General features: G+C 63.0%; 13 protein-coding genes. 8 read left to right on the top strand and 5 right to left on the bottom strand.

The annotated features are described in order from the left end of the window. Nucleotides 1-37: 37 nt before the first annotated feature. Nucleotides 38-1,930 carry an ABC transporter ATP-binding protein gene (locus HGEM_RS00915; RefSeq protein ID WP_019127513.1) on the top strand — a complete coding sequence of 631 codons (1,893 nt, stop codon included), beginning with the start codon at nt 38-40 and terminating at the stop codon, nt 1,928-1,930. 2 nt (nt 1,931-1,932) lie between these two features. Continuing rightward, nucleotides 1,933-3,792: an ABC transporter ATP-binding protein gene (locus tag HGEM_RS00920; RefSeq protein ID WP_019127514.1), complete on the top strand. Its 1,860-nt coding sequence runs from the start codon at nt 1,933-1,935 to the stop codon at nt 3,790-3,792. A 239-nt stretch (nt 3,793-4,031) separates the two neighbouring features. Here HGEM_RS00920 and HGEM_RS00925 read toward each other — a convergent pair whose 3' ends face one another. From HGEM_RS00925 to HGEM_RS00935, 3 genes are all read right to left on the bottom strand, one after another. Beyond that, nucleotides 4,032-4,928, bottom strand: a complete 897-nt coding sequence (locus HGEM_RS00925; protein ID WP_019127515.1) for an alpha/beta hydrolase — start codon at nt 4,926-4,928, stop codon at nt 4,032-4,034. Nucleotides 4,929-4,957: 29 nt separating this feature from the next. Further along, a complete protein-coding gene (locus tag HGEM_RS00930; RefSeq protein ID WP_019127516.1) occupies nt 4,958-5,794 on the bottom strand; it encodes an alpha/beta hydrolase in 837 nt (278 codons plus the stop codon). A 279-nt stretch (nt 5,795-6,073) separates the two neighbouring features. Next, the gene (locus HGEM_RS00935; RefSeq protein ID WP_019127517.1) at nt 6,074-7,285 is read right to left on the bottom strand and encodes a hypothetical protein; all 1,212 of its coding nucleotides are present in this window, start codon (nt 7,283-7,285) and stop codon (nt 6,074-6,076) included. Nucleotides 7,286-7,648: 363 nt separating this feature from the next. On the opposite strand from HGEM_RS00935, the gene clpB reads away from it, so the two are divergent. After that, nucleotides 7,649-10,273, top strand: a complete 2,625-nt coding sequence (gene clpB / locus HGEM_RS00940; RefSeq protein WP_019127518.1) for an ATP-dependent chaperone ClpB — start codon at nt 7,649-7,651, stop codon at nt 10,271-10,273. A 1,114-nt stretch (nt 10,274-11,387) separates the two neighbouring features. Continuing rightward, nucleotides 11,388-11,825 carry a PDDEXK family nuclease gene (locus HGEM_RS10305; protein WP_195891226.1) on the top strand — a complete coding sequence of 146 codons (438 nt, stop codon included), beginning with the start codon at nt 11,388-11,390 and terminating at the stop codon, nt 11,823-11,825. 635 nt (nt 11,826-12,460) lie between these two features. Here HGEM_RS10305 and HGEM_RS00950 read toward each other — a convergent pair. Further along, complete coding sequence (locus HGEM_RS00950) at nt 12,461-12,946, bottom strand: S-ribosylhomocysteine lyase (RefSeq protein WP_019127520.1); 486 nt, start codon at nt 12,944-12,946, stop codon at nt 12,461-12,463. A 128-nt stretch (nt 12,947-13,074) separates the two neighbouring features. On the opposite strand from HGEM_RS00950, the gene HGEM_RS00955 reads away from it, so the two are divergent. Continuing rightward, nucleotides 13,075-13,725, top strand: coding sequence for an HAD family hydrolase (locus HGEM_RS00955; protein ID WP_019127521.1), 651 nt, complete (start codon nt 13,075-13,077; stop codon nt 13,723-13,725). A 102-nt stretch (nt 13,726-13,827) separates the two neighbouring features. Here HGEM_RS00955 and HGEM_RS00960 read toward each other — a convergent pair whose 3' ends face one another. Further along, nucleotides 13,828-14,217, bottom strand: coding sequence for a hypothetical protein (locus HGEM_RS00960; RefSeq protein ID WP_019127522.1), 390 nt, complete (start codon nt 14,215-14,217; stop codon nt 13,828-13,830). 309 nt (nt 14,218-14,526) lie between these two features. Here HGEM_RS00960 and HGEM_RS00965 point away from each other — a divergent pair, with 309 nt between their 5' ends. The 3 genes from HGEM_RS00965 to HGEM_RS00975 form a co-directional block, all read left to right on the top strand. After that, nucleotides 14,527-14,790, top strand: coding sequence for a hypothetical protein (locus tag HGEM_RS00965; RefSeq protein WP_019127523.1), 264 nt, complete (start codon nt 14,527-14,529; stop codon nt 14,788-14,790). 108 nt (nt 14,791-14,898) lie between these two features. Further along, nucleotides 14,899-16,953, top strand: a complete 2,055-nt coding sequence (locus HGEM_RS00970) for an oxidoreductase (protein WP_019127524.1) — start codon at nt 14,899-14,901, stop codon at nt 16,951-16,953. Between the two features lie 487 nt (nt 16,954-17,440). Continuing rightward, nucleotides 17,441-18,108 (top strand): aconitase X (locus HGEM_RS00975; protein ID WP_019127525.1); only part of this gene is annotated, 668 nt, incomplete at its 3' end.

Here is an 18,108-nt window from a genome sequence, read left to right on the forward strand (position 1 = left end):
TGACCTTATGCTATTCCAAGGAAAAGGAGCCTTGCGTATGCGCACGTTGCTGCGTTTCCTCAAACCATATCGTCTGCAAGTAGCGGGGGTGCTTGGAGCGCTCGCCCTTAACCTGCTGGGCGTGCTGCTGGTGCCCACGATCCTTGCCAACATGATCAACATCGGCGTCTCCTCGAGAGATTTCGATTACCTGGTTCAGCAAGGGCTTGTCATGCTCGTTGCGGCGCTCATCTCGGGCGGCGGAGCATTTGCAAACAACTACCTCTGCGCCGATCTTGCCACCAAGGTTGGCCGCGACATTCGCACTGCGGTCTATGACGCGTCGCTCGCGTTCTCGGGTGGCGACTTCGAGCAGTTTGGTACGGGCTCGATGATCACGCGCACGCTTGGCGACGTGAACGTCATTCAAACCGCGCTCAGCATGAGCATCCAGATGATCCTTCCCGTGCCGTTTGCAGCGGTAATCGGCGTGGTGCTGGCATGCAGCATCGACATGCAGATGGGCCTGCTGCTTGCCGGGTTCATCGCGGTGGTCGCGGTGATCGCTGTCGTGAGCGTGAAAAAGGCCGCTCGCATCTTCCAGCGCCTCCAGCGCTTCATCGACCGCATGAACGTGCGCCTGCGCGAAAGCATCACGGGCGTGCGCGTGATTCGCGCCTTTGGCAAGGAGGCGGCTGAGCGGGAAAGCCTCGACGATGCTTTCGGCACCTATGCGAGCAGCGCCATCAAGGTCAACTGGATTTTTGCCACGCTCGATTGCTCGGCGTTCTTCGTGATGAATCTGGCTGAGGTCTCGATTTTGTGGCTCGGCGGCAATCGCGTGGGCGCGCATGCTATGCAGATCGCTTCGATTTCTGCGTGCATCGAGTATGCGATGCTCATCCTGTTCTTCATCATGATGGCGCAGATTTGCATGCTCACCTTGCCGCGCGCTCTCGTGTGCCTGGAGCGTTGCCGCGAGGTTATCGAATGCGAACCGTCCATCAAGGACGCCGCGCCGCTGGAGGCCGCCGCGCATGACGGGGCCGCAGGGCCGGAGCGCTCCCTCGCTTCGTTCGAGGCACACGAGGCGGGCGCAGGAGCCGAGGCCTTGCCAAGTGGCCATGCCCGCACCGACAGGCCGGACGTGGTGGCGCATTTCGGTAACGTGTCGTTCCGTTTTGCCGATGCGAGCGAAGATACGCTGCATCACCTCAACTTCTACCTGAGGCGCGGCACGACGACGGCGATCATCGGACAGACGGGCTCGGGCAAGTCGACCATCGCCAAGCTCATGCTGCGCTTCCATGATGTGACGGATGGCGAGCTGACCGTGTGCGGCAGCGACGTGCGCACCATCACCCAACAGGAGCTCCGCGACCACATCTCGTATGTGCCGCAGAAAGCTTGGCTCTTCAGCGGAACCATCGCGGACAACCTACGCGACGGCAAGGCGGATGCTTCGGATGAAGAGCTGTGGCATGCGCTCGACGTGGCGCAGTCCGGCTTCGTGCGCGAGCTGCCCGACGGCCTCCAGAGCCGCGTGGCCCAGGGAGGAACCAATTTCTCGGGCGGTCAGCGCCAGCGCCTCTCCATCGCGCGTGCGCTCGTGCGCCCGGCCGACCTTTACATCTTCGACGATTCGTTCAGCGCGCTGGACTTCAAGACAGACGCGGCGCTGCGTCACGCGCTCCAGACGGAGGTTGCCGACGCCGCGGTGCTCATTATCGCGCAGCGCATCAACACGATTCTTACCGCCGACCAGATCATCGTGCTCAAAGACGGCTGCATCCAGGGCTTGGGCACGCACGAGGAGCTTATGCGCAGCTGTACGGCCTATCAGGAGATTGCGCGCTCGCAGCTGCGCGAGGAGGAGCTTGCAGAGCTGACGGGAGAGGACCGCGAGCAGGTGCCCGCCGCAGATGGTGCAGCGATGAAGGGAGGTGAGTAGCCATGACAGAGGAGAAGAACCTGACCAACAGCCAGGCGGCGCAGGGGAGCGCGCCCGAGCCCACACGAGATGAGGAGCAAGAGCTTGAGGTGCCGCGCGATGCCTTTGGCGTGGTGCGCCGGCTTTGGAAGACGTCGCGCCGCGAGCACTGGCGCTTTGCCGTGGTGCTCGTCTGCGTTCTTTGCTACACCGTGGCGCAGATCGCCGCCCCCGCATACAGCGCGCATGTCATCGACCTGCTTTGGACCGAGATCCAGGCCAGCTTCGCCGAGGGCCGCGGCTTCACGATCGGCTGGGACACCGGCGGCCGCGAGATCCTTGTTTACCTGGGTATCTGGACGGCAGCCTGGGGGTTCTACACCATTCAGAGCTTCACCATGGCGAGCTTTGCGGAGCGCCTTAACCTCACGTTACGCCAAGAGCTCGCCCAGAAGCTCAACGTGCTGCCCCTCAAGTTCTACGACGCCAACAAGCCCGGCGACATCATGAGCCGCGCGACGAACGACCTGGACAAGGTCTCCGAGGTCATGCAGCGCGGTTTGCTCTCGATGATGGTCTCGGTTGGCTCGGTTATCGGCGCAATCATCATGATGCTGCGCTACAATTGGGTGCTCACGGCGATCTTCGCAGCGTTTGCAGCCGCCTCCATCCTCATGACGCGTTCCGTATCCAAGCGCACGCTGGTGCTTGCTTCCGAGCAGCAGCGCGCGGTTGGCCTGCTTACCGGCCACGTTGAAGAGGCATACTCCGGGCGCATCGTCATCAAGGCGTTCAATCGCGAGCAGGCCAGCTCGGCGCGCATCCACGAGGCGGCGCAGGAACTCGCCAATGCCATGCGCAAGACGGATTTCATGACCAACGTGGTGGCGCCCATGGTGCGGTTCTTGGTGCGGCTCTCGCAGGTCATCCTAGCGCTCGTTGGTTGCGGCTTCCTCATGCGCGGCCAGCTCACCATCGGTCGCTTGCAGGCGTTCTTCCAGTACGTCAACACGGCGGCCGAGCCGCTCACCCAGTTCTCGCTCACGATGAACCAGCTGCAGAGCGCGCTGGCGGCGGTGGAGCGCGTCTACGATATTCTCGATGAGGAGGAGATTGAGCCCGACCCGAAGGTGCCCGCCGCCGTTCCGCAGCCCGTGCGCGGCCGTATCGCCTTCGAGCACGTTCGCTTTGGCTATAACCCGGAGCAGCCGCTCATGCACGACGTAAGCTTCGTAGCGGAGCCGGGCCAGAAGGTGGCCATCGTGGGTGCCACCGGCGCTGGAAAGACGACGCTCATCAACCTGCTTATGCGCTTCTACGAGATCGACGGCGGCCGCATCACGCTCGATGGGGTGGACACGCATGCCATGACGCGCGCCGACCTGCGCCGAAACTTCGGCATGGTGCTGCAGGATGCGTGGCTGCGCGAGGGCACGATTGCCGAGAACATCGCGTATGGCTGCCCCGGCGCCTCGCGCGAGGAGATTATCCAGGCGGCAAAGACCGCGCAGGTTGACTTCTTCGTGCGCACGATGCCGCATGGCTACGACACGCGGCTCGCTAACGACGCCGAGAGCATCAGCCAGGGCCAGCGCCAGCTGCTCACGATTGCACGTGTGCTGCTTGCCAATCCGGCGATTCTCATCTTGGACGAGGCGACCTCGAGTGTGGACACCCGCACGGAAAAAGCCATCGTGCAGGCCATGGAGGCGCTCACGCAGGGGCGCACGAGCTTCGTGATCGCGCACCGGCTTTCCACCATCGTGGATTCGGACCTCATCTTGGTGATGGATCACGGAACCATCATCGAGCAGGGCACGCACGAAGAGCTGCTCGCCGCCGGCGGCGCGTATGCGGAGCTCTACAACGCCCAGTTTGCGTAGGTTTTTCGACCCGGCCGGCCCGCCGTAGCACCCAACCTCGCCCCTCAAGCCTTCGGGCATGGCCCTAAGGCCTATGCCCTCGGCTTTCGGCGCGGCCTTGGGCACTACAGCGGGCCGTTGCCGTGATAGGAGGCAATCTTCGGGTGGTATTTACGCAGCTAGACAGTAAATTCTTCCTGCGAGTGCGAAAAACCGCCCGAAGATGGAAACCCTCAGCGGGACGCCGCCGCCCCGCCCCGCTACAGGTTGCTCGGATCTTCTCCGGTCATGGGGATGGGCTTGCCGGGCGCGCGCAGGCTCGTCAGGGCGGTGTAATCGCCGCCGGCGGTGGTGGGGCGCATCTCGCCCGGGGCGAACCAATCGAGCGCGCAGTCGATCCATGCGTTCCAGAACGGCCACTCGTGCCCGCCGATGCCCGGCTCCCAGTACGTCACGTCGAAGCCGGTGTCGCGCAGGAGCTTGACCACCTCGCGGTTGTTCTCGCACAGGTTGTCATGCAGGCCGCACGCCACGTAGAAGTTGGGTTTGGGCAGCTCGGGCTCGCTCTCGAACCGCTCGGCCAGCGCTACGTAATCCTTTTCCGTGCCAATGACCGTGTCAAGGTCGCCGAAGAACCGCTCGTAGTACTTGCGCTTGCGCGGCGAGTGCGAGTCGACGGCGTCGAGGATGCGGTCGCGCATGAAGGCGCCCGAAAGCATGATGATGCTGCCGAAGCGGTCGGGTCGAAGCATGCCGTTGATGAGCGCCGTATACGCGCCGATGGAGATACCGGCCAGCGCCGTGTCCTCGCGCTTGGAGGAGAGGGGGAAGAGCTGCCGCGTAATGGTGATGAGCTCTTCGCTGATGAACTTGCCGTGCCACTCGTTGATTTCGGGCTTATTGAGGTAGAGGCCGTCTTCGCCGGAAGGCATGATGAGCGCCACATCGCGAGCCTCGGCCGTCTCGACCACATGCGTCTTGTCGATCCAGTCGACGTCTTGGCCGAAGAGCCCGTGAAGCAGATAGACGGTCCGATACGGGCCGCGGCGCTTCTTGGCGCGCTTGTCGCCGTCCATCTTGTCGACGGGGATCACGGCGGTAAGCACAACGTTGCGCTTGAGGTACTCGGAGTAGAAATCGACGCGGAGCAGTGCCATCTCAATCTCCCTTCGTGCGGGCGTCGAGCCTAACGAGGCAGCCAGTCGAGCGCCTGGGGCAGCGCGGTGTTCCAGAAGGTCCAGTCGTGGCCGCCGGGCATCTCGCGCTGCTCAACTTCTATGCCGGTGCCTCGCAGGCGCTCGGCAAGTGCGCGATTGGGTTCGGCGAGCGGGTCATTCGACCCCCACGCCATGAAGACGCGCGGCCTGGGGCGGTCGCAATAGACCACGTCGGCGGCCAGACGGCGTGGGTCCTTGTCGCTATCGATGACCTGGGTTAGGTCGCCAAAGGTGGATTCCAGGAAGTTGCGGCTCAGGAAGAAGACGTCGTCGTTGATGAGGCGGTCGAAGTCTCCCAAGATCATGGCGGAGGAAAGAGCGATGATGCCGCCGAAGTTCTCGGCATACTTGAAGCCGTTCCGGAGCGCACCGTACGCCCCCATGGAGATGCCGCCGATGAACGTGTCCTCGCGGCGCCGCGAGATGGGGAACATGCGGCGGGCGGCTTCGACGAGCTCGAGCCCCACATAGCGACCGTAATAATTGTGGGTCTCGGGATGGTCGAGGTAGAACGCGTTGTAGCCGGACGGCATGATGACCGCGAGGCCGCGTTCCTCGGCGAATGTGCGGATGCGCGTTTCGGACATGAAGTCCGTATGGTTGCCGGAGATGCCATGAAGCAGAAAGAGCGCTTTGAACGGCGGCTTCTCTGCGGGCATGGGCGTGCGGTCCCACGATGCGGGGTCTTGACGGCGCATATAGTCGAACCCCATGGCGTCGCCGGGGCAATCGGTGGGGAGAATCACGTCAAGCGTGGTGGTGCGCATGAGCGAGGTGGAGTAGAAATCTACGCTAAGGCGAGCCATGCAGCCTCCTCTTACGTGCTGGCTGCCCCGGTTTGCGGGGCGTGCTGACAACAAACTCGATATCGTCAGTATACTGCGCCCGGCCGCTTGCTTTTCGCGGATGTGCCATTTGGGCGAACGTTCCGGCCAGCGGCTGGGCGCCTTCGACCGGCGCGGGGGCCGGGGCCCTTGGCCGGCGCTGGGGCCGCTGCCCTCGATCGGCGCTGGGGCCGGGGCCCTTGGCCGGTGCGGCCGCTGCCCTCGATCGGCGCTGGGGCCGGTTCGCTTTGCCCGGCTTGTTCAGCCCCGCATGATTTCCACGGTTTTGTCGATACTTTCGATGAGCAGGTCCGCCGGCGACAGGTCTTTTCTCATAACGGACGTGTCGATAAAGGGGCGGCGCATGCAGAAGTCGATGGCCTGCCGGGCATGGGGCGAATCGAGAACCCTGGCGTATCCACTGCTCATGAGGCAATCGGCGACATCGCCGGCAAGGTCGTGGCGGCCCATGGCGAGAAGCGTCGCCAGAAGGCGCGTTGCCTCGTTGGGCGAGAGGCGGCCTGGAAGCGCGATGGCCCCACGGCTGAGGCACTCCGCCCAGCGAACGTTGGCATGTCCTTGGGCGAGCACGCGAGCGCCTTCGGGCGTGAGCCGGGTTCCAAGGTCTACCAGCATCGCGCGCCCCAGCATGACGGCGATCATCATGACGCACGCTACAGCCGAGCCCGCTGTTCCAGGCTCGAGGAGTGCGACCGCCGGTCCGAACAGGCACCAGAGGCAGGTGAACACCGTGACGGGCCAGCTAAAGACGATACGGTAGAGCGCCCCCGGCCGCCGCGTAAGCCCAAGCGCGACGAGGTCGTCTGCCATCAGAACGAGAAATGATCCAAGGGGGCGGTAGGCGTCGGAAGCGCGGCTATAGAGCTCCTCAAGGTTCGAGCGAGAGGCCTGGGGAGGCATGACGAGCCTGAGCGCGTCGGCATCGTATTGCTGCTCGCTACCGGAGCGCGCCCGCGCGCGGTTGTCGGAGGCACTCGCGCCGCGCGCCTCCTGGCTTGGGCACGTGAGCCAAAGGTGGGCGCCGAAGGCGTGAACGCGCTCGTCGCGCACGGCTTTTCGGCGTCGGCGGCGCCTGTGATTCTCGGTGACGACGGGTCCCTCTTCGCCGTCTTCCAACAAGGTCGATTCCGCATCCGCAGTTCCGCGGGGCGCCTTGCCCTCGAATCTGACCTCCCCGCGCCCAATCATGGCCACGACGGCACCGAGCGCCGTTTCGTAGGCGTTGCTCTCATTGCCCCTGCTTGTCTCGTCGTGGCATCGCAGCGCGCCAAGGAGTACGGGGTGCAGATTGGGGGCGGTTGGAGTCGCATCGATGTCGGCTGGAAGCGGGACGGCGCGTGCCCGGGCGCGCCGGTCGGAAATGACGCAGAGGAGCAGGTAGGCCACGGGAACGCCCCACGCGATGGCAAGGCCGATAAGCATGGCGGCAAGTTGATCGATTGAAGGGATCATGAGCTGGGCTTCCTGTTTAGCTTCTCAGATATCCCCCAGTGTAGGCCACGCTTCGCAGCAAGCTGGGCCTTTGGCGAAGTCCTTACCAAGCGCTTACGGCGTGCGGCGGAGGAGCGTTATATGCGCGCGCCAATAACAGAAAATCTTATATATAGAGACTTAGATTTATGAATAGAGAAGCTTAAGAGCGGAAACAATAGCCACGATAGAACAGACGCCGCTCCGTAGGGCGGCATGGTTCGCCGGCCAACAACAAGGTCGGGACGACGACGGGGCTGGATGGCTTGCCAGCCCGCTCCGAAGCCGACGCAACCCCGGCCCTGCGCCAAACCTGGCGAACCGCATGCAAGAGAGGTGATTCGCATGAGAATCGACAAGCTGGCAATGACATCGAGGGAGGCGCTCCAGGCGGCCATCGGCATCGCGGGTGACGCCGAGGCTGGCGCCGTCGAGCCCATCCATCTGCTTTCGGCGCTGCTCACGAGCGGCGAGCGCAACATCTCGGTCATCATCGAGCGCATCGGTGCCGATCCGGCGCAGCTCAGCCGCGCGACGCAGGAAGCCATCGACCGCGCCCCCAAGGTAACGGGCGATGGTGCCCAGGTCGGGCTTTCGCGCGACCTGGTTCGCGTGCTCGAGCGCGCTGAGAAGCACGCGGGCAAGATGGGCGATAGTTTCGTGGTAACCGAGCACCTGCTCATGGCCCTTGCTGAGGACAAGGGCGATGCAGGCCGTGTGCTCAACGACGCCGGCGTAACGCGCGAGCGTATCGAGGAGGTCTACCAGGAGCTTCGAGGCGACGATCGCGTTACCTCTGCAGAAGACAAGGCGCAGTTCGAGGCGCTTGAGCAATATGGCCGCAACGTGTGCGACCTGGCGCGCGCCGGCAAGCTCGATCCGGTGATCGGTCGCAGCGAAGAGATCCGCCGCACCATCCAGGTGCTCAGTCGTCGTACCAAGAACAACCCCGTGCTCATCGGCGAGCCCGGCGTGGGCAAGACCGCCATCGTGGAGGGTATCGCTCAGCGCATCGTGGCCGGCGACGTGCCGAGCACCCTGCGCGACAAGGACCTCATCGAGCTCGACATGAGCGCGCTCGTGGCTGGTGCCAAGTATCGTGGCGAATTCGAAGACCGCTTGAAGGCCGTGCTCAAGGAAGTCGAACAATCCGAGGGCCGCGTAATCCTCTTCATCGACGAGCTTCACACCATCGTGGGCGCGGGTGCCACCGAGGGTTCCATGGACGCGGGCAACATCCTGAAGCCCGCGCTCGCCCGCGGCGACCTGCATGCCATCGGCGCGACAACGCTCGATGAGTATCGCAAGTACATCGAGAAGGACGCGGCGCTCGCCCGCCGCTTCCAGACCGTGTTCGTGGGCGAGCCGAGCGTGGAGGACACCATTTCCATCCTGCGCGGGCTCAAGGAGAAGTACGAGATCTTCCACGGCGTGCATATCGCGGATAACGCGCTTGTGGCGGCGGCGGACCTCTCGGACCGCTACATCGCCGACCGCTTCCTGCCCGACAAGGCTATCGACCTGGTTGACGAGGCGGCGAGCCGCCTTCGCATGGAGCTTGACTCCATGCCCGCCGAAATCGATGCGACGGAACGCCAGCTCACCCAGATGCAGATCGAGGAGCAAGCGCTCATGAAAGAGGCCGACGATGCCTCGAAGGAGCGCCTGCAGTCGCTTCGCCAGGAGATGGCCGAGGTCCAGGAAAAGCTCAACGTGCAGAAGGCAGGCTGGCTCAACCAAAAGAACGCCATCGACCGCGTCCAGGAGCTCAAGGGCAAGCTGGACGAGGCCCGCGGCGAGGAAGAGCGCGCTACGCGCGATGGCGACTTGGCGCGCGCGAGCGAGCTGCGCTATGCGGTGATTCCTGGCTTGGAGCACGACATGCAGGCCGCCGAAGCCGAGCTCGATGAGCAGAAGGAGCGCGGGGGTGGCCTTAACGAGCAGGTGACTTCCGACGAGATCGCCGAGGTGGTGAGCGCGTGGACCGGCGTGCCTGTGTCGAAGATGATGCAGGGCGAGCTCGAGAAGCTCTCCCATCTCGAGGAAGAGCTGCATAAGCGCGTGATCGGGCAGGATGAAGCCGTGCGGGCCGTGTCTGCCGCCGTGCGCCGCAGCCGTGCGGGCCTGTCCGACCCCGACCAACCCATCGGCAGCTTCTTCTTCCTCGGACCCACCGGCGTGGGCAAGACCGAGCTCGCCAAGGCGCTTGCCGAGTGCCTGTTCGACGACGAGCGCGCGCTTGTGCGCATCGATATGTCCGAGTACATGGAGAAGTTCTCGGTCCAGCGCCTCATCGGTGCCCCTCCGGGATACGTTGGATACGACGAGGGCGGCCAGCTTACCGAGGCCGTGCGCCGTCGCCCGTACAGCGTGATTCTGCTCGACGAGATGGAGAAGGCACACCCCGACGTGTTCAACGTGCTTCTGCAGGTGCTCGATGACGGCCGCCTGACCGATGGCCAGGGGCGCCAGGTGAGCTTTAAGAACACGATCATCATCATGACGTCCAACGTGGGCTCACAGGCGATTGCGGAACACGCGGGCACCGATGACGAGGCGCTCAAGCGCGAGGTCGATGAGGCCATGCGCGCTACCTTCCGCCCGGAGTTCCTCAACCGTATCGATGACATTGTGGTCTTCCATCCGCTGGGAATGGAGCAGATCGAGCAGATTGTCGACATCCAGCTGGCCCATGTGCGCGAGCGCCTGGCGAAGCAGCGTATGGCTCTTGCGGTTACGCCGGCGGCGAAGCAGATGCTCGCGATGGGCGGCCTTGACCCGGTGTACGGTGCTCGCCCGCTCAAGCGCCTCATCCAAAACGAGGTGGTCGACTGCATCGCGCGTGCAATCATCGACGGCACAGTGCACGAGGGCGATCAGGTGACCATCGACGTGGACGCGGACAATTCGTTCTACGTGGTTGCCGGCGAAGCTGGTCCTGCGGCAACCTATGAGGTGCCGGCGGAGTAAAGCTAACGCTGGAGCATGCTGGGCTGTGCAAGGCGGTGAGCGCGGTGCGCTTGGGCATCGCGCGCCGCTCCCGCCGTCGCCGGTCTGGCCGCGTCTTTGTCCAAGGCGCGCCGCTTGTGCCATTGAGTGCAGAGAACGGTGTTTGTTGTATCCGTGTCGCGTTGCATTGCGCGGCGCGGATACTTTTCTGGCTAAAAATGTCGATTTATGGCGATGGTTCGGTGCTCTCGCGTCGGTTTCGACGCCGCCTGCATTGGGGGCGCGTGCGAAGCGCTAGAAAAACCTGCGGATATGGTGGGTTACACGGATCAGCGCAGATTGTTTGTTGGCATTTGAGGAAAAGGCGCGGGCGGGGAGAGCAGAAAATCGACATTTTTAGCCAGAAACATGCGTTGCAGATAGCGATGGCCATGCGCGGGGGTTCGTCGTGGAGTGCATGATTCGTGCGAGAGCCCGACCGCGTTTGTGATAGCGTTGTTGCATGGAGTGCATCGTTGTTTCACATACTTCTGCCGTCCGCGGTGCGAGAGCTGAGCGCTGCTCATATGCTGCGGTTACCTGGCATCCCTTAGATAAAAGGGAGCAGCGCCGGGTCCTTGCCTCATGCGCCCCAAACAAGATTGCTATCGATTTTGAAGAGCTGGCCCGCAAGGGTTTCTGGCAGGGGGCCGAGGGCGAAGAGCTTCATATTTTGATGGGCGATCCGTCTCATGTAAGCAGGAAGAGCGGGTTGCGCTGCCACGTGATTTCAAGGCCCTTGCCTGCGGGCGCCATCATGCGTGTTGGCGCTGGTCTCTATTGTTGTTCTCCAGCGTTCGCCACGCTTCTGTACTCCGAGGGGCGGTCGCTGCCTGAAGTCTACGCGCTTGTTATGGAGCTGTTGGGAATCTATTCGCTGCCTGCCGAGGCTACGCTGCCCATTGCATGGGGTGGCGTGTGGCCAGATTTTACCGATCGGCATAACGTGGAGCAGGAACATTGTCGCTGCGAACCGGCCGTGACCATGCGCGAGCTGCGTGCCGTCGCTGCATGGGCAACCGGCAGACGGTACGCCACGTTTCGTCGGGCTGTTGAATATGCACTCTCAGGCTCGGCCTCTCCCATGGAGACCGTCATGGCTGGCATGTTCTCTATTCCCATGCGTTGGGGCGGCTTCAATTTGCGGGCGCTTCCTCAGGGAGGAATGCTTCTCAACCATCGAATCGACTTCTCTCCCCGGGCGGTTCGGATGGCATCGGGGATTCCGTACGCCGTGTGTGACTTGTACATTCCCGCCGCCGGGTCCGACCTTGAGTACAACGGCGGCTACCACGAGCAGGAATCGGTGCGCGTACGAGATGGCCAACGCAATAACGGCCTCAAGGGAATGGGGGTCAAGGTCCTCGTGATTAATCGCGACCAGATGATAGATATCGTTGCGCTTGAAGCTATTGCACAGTCGATCTATGACGACGCCAACCAACGTTTTCGCTATCAAGCGGCGGGGTATCGCGTGCGACAACTGGCGCTGCTCAACGGGTTGCGCGCCGGTATTGGCTTGCCGCCTGTGTGACGCGCTGGAATTCCGGTGCGTTGTGCTCGGGGCTCCATTTGCGTGCTTCCTGCCCCTGTTTGCACCGACGAGCATCGGTTTGTATCTTGCGGTGCTCGATTTTGGCTAAAAATGTCGATTTCTGGCGATGGAAGATGGGAACTTGGGCAGGATGGGAGTGACTCTCTCGCCATTCGCGTGACGATGGGACGGCTAACAGGCAGAATGCGAGCCTCCGGCCCGACAAAAGGGGCTAATGAGGCCGCGACGTTCTCTCGGTGCGGGTGCGGATTGCCATAAATCGACATTTTTAGCCAAAAACGGCGGGCGGAGGTTAAAACGGACCGCGCGCGGCGGTGAGAAGCGAGGCGGGACGGGCGTGCGGGCGCCGGGCAAAGGGCGGGACGGGCGTGCGGGCGCCGGCAAAGGGCGGGACGGGCGTGCGGGCGCCGGTGGGGGCTGGACGGCGTCCGCGCGGCAGCGAGGGACAATGCGCTCGAACGCGCGGCGATGTCGGGGCGAAACGGCGTGTTCGCGGCAGCGAGGACAACAACGGGCAAGCGCGCGGAGCGCCACGTCTAGCACGCGTGACGAGCAACGCACGCAGGCGTCGAGGGGTAATCGGTCGTGTGGCCAGAAACGGTGTCGAAGCGGCTTTATGCCTCGTATGCCAAGTGGGCGTCATCGATATCCTCGAGCGTTTCGCGCAAGAACCGGTGTGCCCACCATTGCGCCGCAGGGAGGTTTTGGTCCAGATAGTTGCCGCAGGCTTCGGGCGCAGCTCCGGGAATCTCTCCCTCAAAGCCGGCGACGAAATCAAAAAGATTGCGAATGAGCGGCAGGATTTCGCGCGACGTGACCTCGCCGAAAACAACAAGGTAAAAGCCGGTGCGGCATCCCATGGGGCCAAAGTACACCACGTGCGAACTCCACACGGCGTCATTGCGCAGGAACGTCGCGCCGAGATGCTCGATAGTGTGCACCTCGGCGGTATTCATGACCGGCTCGCGGTTTGGCGCGGTCAGGCGAATGTCGAACGTGGTCACGACGGCGCCGGTCGCGGGATCGCGGTCAACGCGCGATACGTAGATCCCCGGCTCGAGCGTAAGGTGGTCAACGGTGAAGCTGGCAATAGTCTCCATGGTGCTCCCTGCGATTCCTGAGGGTTGGCGTCATCTCCTGTGGCCTGTATTGTAGCGTTGCCACACCTCAAGCTGCGCCTGATAGAATAACCGGAGCCCAAACAGCGCAATCTCAGGAGGGGAACGGCATGCTCTCACCGCAAGCAGTGGTTTTCGATATGGATGGCACCCTCGTGGACACGGAGCGGGTGAGTCAGGCATCGTGGCGAAGGGCCGCGGCGGATATGGGCATCGTTCTGCCCGATAGCATGCTCAACGATTTCGTTGGCTGCAGCATCCCCAATGCTCGCACCATGGTGATTGAGCTGGTTGGCGATGTGCAGCTTGTTGATCGGCTGTTCTCGCACCAGGCAGAGCTGTTTCTCACTATGCGCGACGAAGATCTTGAGATGCGCCCGGGGGCATTCGAGGCGGTGCGGGCGCTCCACGATGCCGGTCTTCCCGTGGCACTTGCGACTTCGACGGAGCGGGAGCACGCGATGCCGCTCATGGAGCGCTTCGGATTGGCTCAGTTCTTCTCGACGACAGTTTGCGGAGACGAGATTGAGCGCTCGAAGCCCGAGCCGGACATCTACCTCGAGGCAGCGCGCCGCTTGGGCACGAGGCCGGAAGCATGCGCGGCGGTGGAGGACTCCGTGAATGGCGCGCGGGCGGCGCTCGCGGCCGGCATGGTGACGTTCATGGTTCCCGAATGGGCCGAGCCGACTCCCGACGTGCGTTCAGCGTGTGCGGGCATCTTGCAGAGCCTGCACGAGCTGCCGGCGCTGCTTATCGGGTAGCCTTGTTCGGGGCACGAACCTGGGGGAGTTGCCGCAAGAAAAGGGATAGCGCGCAGATCGATGGCGTAGGGTGATCAAGGGCGCCGCCGCTGGTCGTGGCTGCTAAAGGCGCGCAGCAACGACGTGTCCCGCAAAGAAGATGGCGCCCACAATAAAAAGGCCAAGGTGCGCGCGGCGCGATTCGCTCGCGTTGAGGTGCGCAAAGCGCGTCATGCTCACGGCACAGAGAACGAAGCAGGCAAGGGCTGCCCAGCCGCACGCGTACGCTCCAGCATGCGCGCCTGATGCATAGAACGTGGCGCTCGCCCCGTGTACCGCGGCTGCGGCAACGAGGCCGACTCCCCAGGCGGCATGTCGCCGGGCGCGCTCCCTTCCCGCACCGCTACCTTGCGTGCGGTTGAGCCGTATGCAGATGAAGCGAACGGTGAGCGCGCCCAGGCAAACCAGCCCCACAAGGGCGGAGATGATCTCGACGAGGAGTATCGGGGTCATGGCAGGTCCTTCTGTTGGTTGAACAATAAAAGATAGCCATAGCTAACTAATTAGTGGAACGAGAGACCTTTGATTCAAAGAACCTCTACAGGCGTTCGTTGCCGAGCTTTGCAGTGTACAGTTCCGTGTGCGCGGGGGCCGGCGGAGCAATGGCTGGTGCGGCGGGTGCGGCCGGCGGCAATGCGATCTCTCCTCGTAGATGCAGGAGCGGTGTTCCCCAAGGCACTGAGCCAAGATGCAGATATGGGCCCGCTCTCGTGAATGCAGGGGGTATGCTTACGGTGTGGAACGTGGCGGAAAGGATTTGGTATGGCAGAAGCCTTGGACAAGCTGGCGCCGGTTGACGGCGGAAAGCAAGCGGTGCCGGTTGACGGCGGAAAGCAAGCGGTGCCGGTTGACGGCGGAAAGCAGACGGCGCCGGCTGGCGGCGGAAAGCAGGAAGGTCTCCGCAAGGCAGAGGTTCCAAGCGACCCGTTTATCCGAGCAGAGAATGAGGACGACGACGGCTACGATCCATATTCTGACCGCCTGCCCGAACCCGAGCCTCTGTTCGAGCGAGATCCGTGGGCCTAACGCCAGCTGCGCGTTAATGCGCCCCGCCAGCCGACGAACACCGCCTGTTCCCATGAACGCGAAGTAGAATCATGCGCAAGGGTCTGTTGGGAACGAAAGGGGATGTATATGGACGAACGGCTTCAACCGCTCTTCACGCCGTGGAAGATAGGAAACGTCGAGCTCAAAAACCGTATCGTGCTCACATCGATGGGCGGTACGGACCTCTTCGGCTGGATGGAGAAGAACCATTTCGATGAGGCGGGCGCCCGCTTTATTCTTGAGGTTGCCAAGAACAACGTCGGCCTCGTGTTGCCGGGCTGCCAGCCGGTGTATAACCCCATGTTCGGCCAGTGGCTCTACAAGAACAAGAAGATGTACCGCGATCTTGCGGCGTGGATGCCCAAGCTGCACGCCACAGGCGCCAAGCTCTTCGTCCAGCTCACCGCGGGCTTTGGCAGGTCGTTCACCGTGAGCAAGCTCATGGAGGACCTCTACACCAACCCGGTGCTGCGGCGCGTGTCAAAACCGTTCATGGACCTTGACCGCATTTGCGCGACGGCAAGCCCTACGCCGAACCGATGGTCGGACAAGGTTCCCTCGCGCGAGATGACCGTCGAGGAGATTCACGAGATGGTCGACGCGTTCCGCCGCTGCGCGGTGCTGTTGCAGGAGGCGGGCGTCGACGGCGTCGAGATCCACGCGGTGCACGAGGGGTATCTGCTCGATCAGTTCACGCTGCCCTACGTCAATCGTCGCAACGACGAATATGGCGGTTCGTTCGAGAACCGGTATCGCTTCGCCGTCGAGATCGTTCAAGCCATCAAGCAGGCCTGCGGCAAGGACTTCCCGGTATCGCTGCGCTACAGCGTCGTTTCCAAGACGAAAGGCTTCCGCGAGGGCGCTCTGCCGGGGGAGGAATACACCGAGGTCGGGCGCGATATGGCGGAATCCGAGCGGGCGGCAAAGTACCTGCAAGATGCCGGCTACGATATGCTCAACTGCGACAACGGGACCTACGACGCATGGTACTGGGCCCATCCGCCCATCTACATGCCCGAGAACTGCAATCTTGAGGATGTCGAGCACATCAAGCGGTTCGTGGACATCCCCGTGGTCGCGGCGGGGCGCTTGGACCCGCGTGTAGCCGCCGACGCCATCGCAGCGGGCAAGCTCGACGGCGCGGGCTTCGCGCGGCAGTTCCTGGCCGACCAGGCGTGGGTCACGAAGCTCGTCGAGGGCCGTCCGGAAGATATCCGCCCCTGCATCCTTTGTCACAACGGATGCTTCAACATGTGCCACTACAAGGGAGTACCGAACGACCAGGAGCTTACGGACAGCTTGGGGCTTTCGCGGTGCGCGGTGAATGCCGAGACGATGCAGTGGAAGAAGCACCGCATCGTGAAGACGTCGGCTCCTAAGACCGTGCATATCGTAGGTGGCGGCATCGGCGGCATGGAAACCGCCCGCGTGCTCAAGCTCCGCGGCCATGAGCCGTTGATCCACGAGCGCTCTGGCGAGCTCGGGGGAACGTTCATCGCAGCGAGCGCGGAATCGTACAAGGGGAAGCTGCGCGACCTCTTGGCTTGGTATCGGCGCCAGATGGATGAGCTGGGTATCGAGGTGCGTTTGAACGACGAGGTGCGTGACGTTGCCGCGTTGGGCGCAGGGCCGGTTGTCGTCGCAACAGGCGCGCGTCCGAAGATCATGCGAAGCGTTCCGGGCCATGAGCTCATGGTCGAGGCTTGCGACTATCTGACCGGCACGCCGGTGGGCGACCGCGTCGTGGTGGTCGGGGGCGGCCTCACGGGGTGCGAGATTGCCTATGAGCTGGCGCTTCAGGGCAAGCACCCCGTTATCGTTGAGATGAAGGACGACCTTATCGCGCAGACGGGCGTGTGCTTGGCTAACAGCTCCTACCTGCGCGAATGGTTCGCTCTGCACGAAGTGCCCGTGCACTTGGAGGCGACGCTTGCCGAGGTGCGCTCCGATGCCGTGGCGTGCCGCGCGAAGGACGGCTCGACGTTCGAGATTCCGTGCGATAGCGTGATCAGTTCGGTTGGATACAGTCCTGCGCCGATTGCGCCGAAAGGCAAGAACGTCTATCTGGTGGGCGATTGCAAGGAAGTGGGCAACCTGCGCAATGTGATCTGGGGTGCCTATGAGACGGCGATGAAGATTTAGCGGCGGAACGATCTGGCTGCGGGTCGGCGCCTGCGGTGCGGAGCTGGCGGTGCGGCGCCGGCGGGTTCGCGCGGCGGTCGTGGCGTGGTTGCGCCGCAGCATTGCCGGGCGAGATCTGGACGGTGTTCGCGTTGTCGGGCACGATTCGGACAACGCGGGGATTGTCGGGCGAGATTCGGACGGCGCAGGGATTGTCGGGCGCATTTCGGACAGTACGGGAGTCTTCGGGCGAGATTCGGACGCTCAGAGCCCTAAATATGGCGAAATGTCGCCCGGCGACGCCGTAGATGTCCAAAAGGCGCCCGACAACGCCTCGAGTGTCCGGATTCTGCCCGGCGACGCCCTGCATGTCCGGATCCCGCCCGCGAATGCGCGGCTGCCATCGCGCGCCGCCCGCAACCTGCACCGCCCCACACCACGGCGCTCCGCAGTTTCGTCCCGCTACCAGATCCCTGCGCTAGGATAGTCGTAACACGAAAGGAAGCATATGGACCACACCATGCAGCTAACCGAGGAGCAGCAAGCCATCCTCGACGGTGCACAGGGCGAGACCATGGCTCGCGTCATGGAAACGCTCGTGCGCTACGGAGAAATCTTCGGCGCCACCAAGATGGTGCCGGTTACCAGCCAGTACAACCATCTGGTCACATCGTTCGGGCTGAAGGCGCTCACGCCGGTCTACGACCTCATGAACCAACTCATCGAGACGGGCGCCACCTCCAAGCGGCGCTTCTCCGCCGACCCGCGCCCGCTCGATCCCAACGTGCCCAGCAATTTCATCCAGAACATCATGTTCAAGAAGTTCATGTACTCCAAGCAGGACTTTTACGAGGGGCAGCTCCACAAGCTCGGCCTTATGGAGAAAGACGCTTTCACCTGCGCCTGCTATATGGATGAGGTGGGCAATACGCCAGCGGAGGGCGAGGTGCTCAGCTGGTCGGAGTCGAGTGCAGTGGTGTACGCCAACTCCGTTCTGGGCGCGCGCTGCAACCGCAATTCGGGCATCATCGACCTCATGGGCTCCGTGGTGGGCTACGTGCCGTACTTCGGCCTGCTCACGGACGAAGGCCGTAAGGCGGACTGGATCGTCGAGGTACGCACCACAAAGCGCCCCGAGGCGCAGCTCCTGGGTTCGGCTATCGGTATGAAGGTGAT

The sequence above is a fragment of the Enorma massiliensis phI genome (genome assembly GCF_000311845.1).
Classification (GTDB): domain Bacteria; phylum Actinomycetota; class Coriobacteriia; order Coriobacteriales; family Coriobacteriaceae; genus Enorma; species Enorma massiliensis.

Bases quoted from the DNA above. Each gene is read 5' to 3' on its own strand.
- HGEM_RS00915 (WP_019127513.1), top strand. From the start codon at position 38: ATGCGCACGTTGCTGCGTTTCCTCAAACCATATCGTCTGCAAGTAGCG.
- HGEM_RS00920 (WP_019127514.1), top strand. From the start codon at position 1,933: ATGACAGAGGAGAAGAACCTGACCAACAGCCAGGCGGCGCAGGGGAGC.
- HGEM_RS00925 (WP_019127515.1), bottom strand. From the start codon at position 4,928: ATGGCACTGCTCCGCGTCGATTTCTACTCCGAGTACCTCAAGCGCAAC.
- HGEM_RS00930 (WP_019127516.1), bottom strand. From the start codon at position 5,794: ATGGCTCGCCTTAGCGTAGATTTCTACTCCACCTCGCTCATGCGCACC.
- HGEM_RS00935 (WP_019127517.1), bottom strand. From the start codon at position 7,285: ATGATCCCTTCAATCGATCAACTTGCCGCCATGCTTATCGGCCTTGCC.
- clpB (WP_019127518.1), top strand. From the start codon at position 7,649: ATGAGAATCGACAAGCTGGCAATGACATCGAGGGAGGCGCTCCAGGCG.
- HGEM_RS10305 (WP_195891226.1), top strand. From the start codon at position 11,388: ATGGCTGGCATGTTCTCTATTCCCATGCGTTGGGGCGGCTTCAATTTG.
- HGEM_RS00950 (WP_019127520.1), bottom strand. From the start codon at position 12,946: ATGGAGACTATTGCCAGCTTCACCGTTGACCACCTTACGCTCGAGCCG.
- HGEM_RS00955 (WP_019127521.1), top strand. From the start codon at position 13,075: ATGCTCTCACCGCAAGCAGTGGTTTTCGATATGGATGGCACCCTCGTG.
- HGEM_RS00960 (WP_019127522.1), bottom strand. From the start codon at position 14,217: ATGACCCCGATACTCCTCGTCGAGATCATCTCCGCCCTTGTGGGGCTG.
- HGEM_RS00965 (WP_019127523.1), top strand. From the start codon at position 14,527: ATGGCAGAAGCCTTGGACAAGCTGGCGCCGGTTGACGGCGGAAAGCAA.
- HGEM_RS00970 (WP_019127524.1), top strand. From the start codon at position 14,899: ATGGACGAACGGCTTCAACCGCTCTTCACGCCGTGGAAGATAGGAAAC.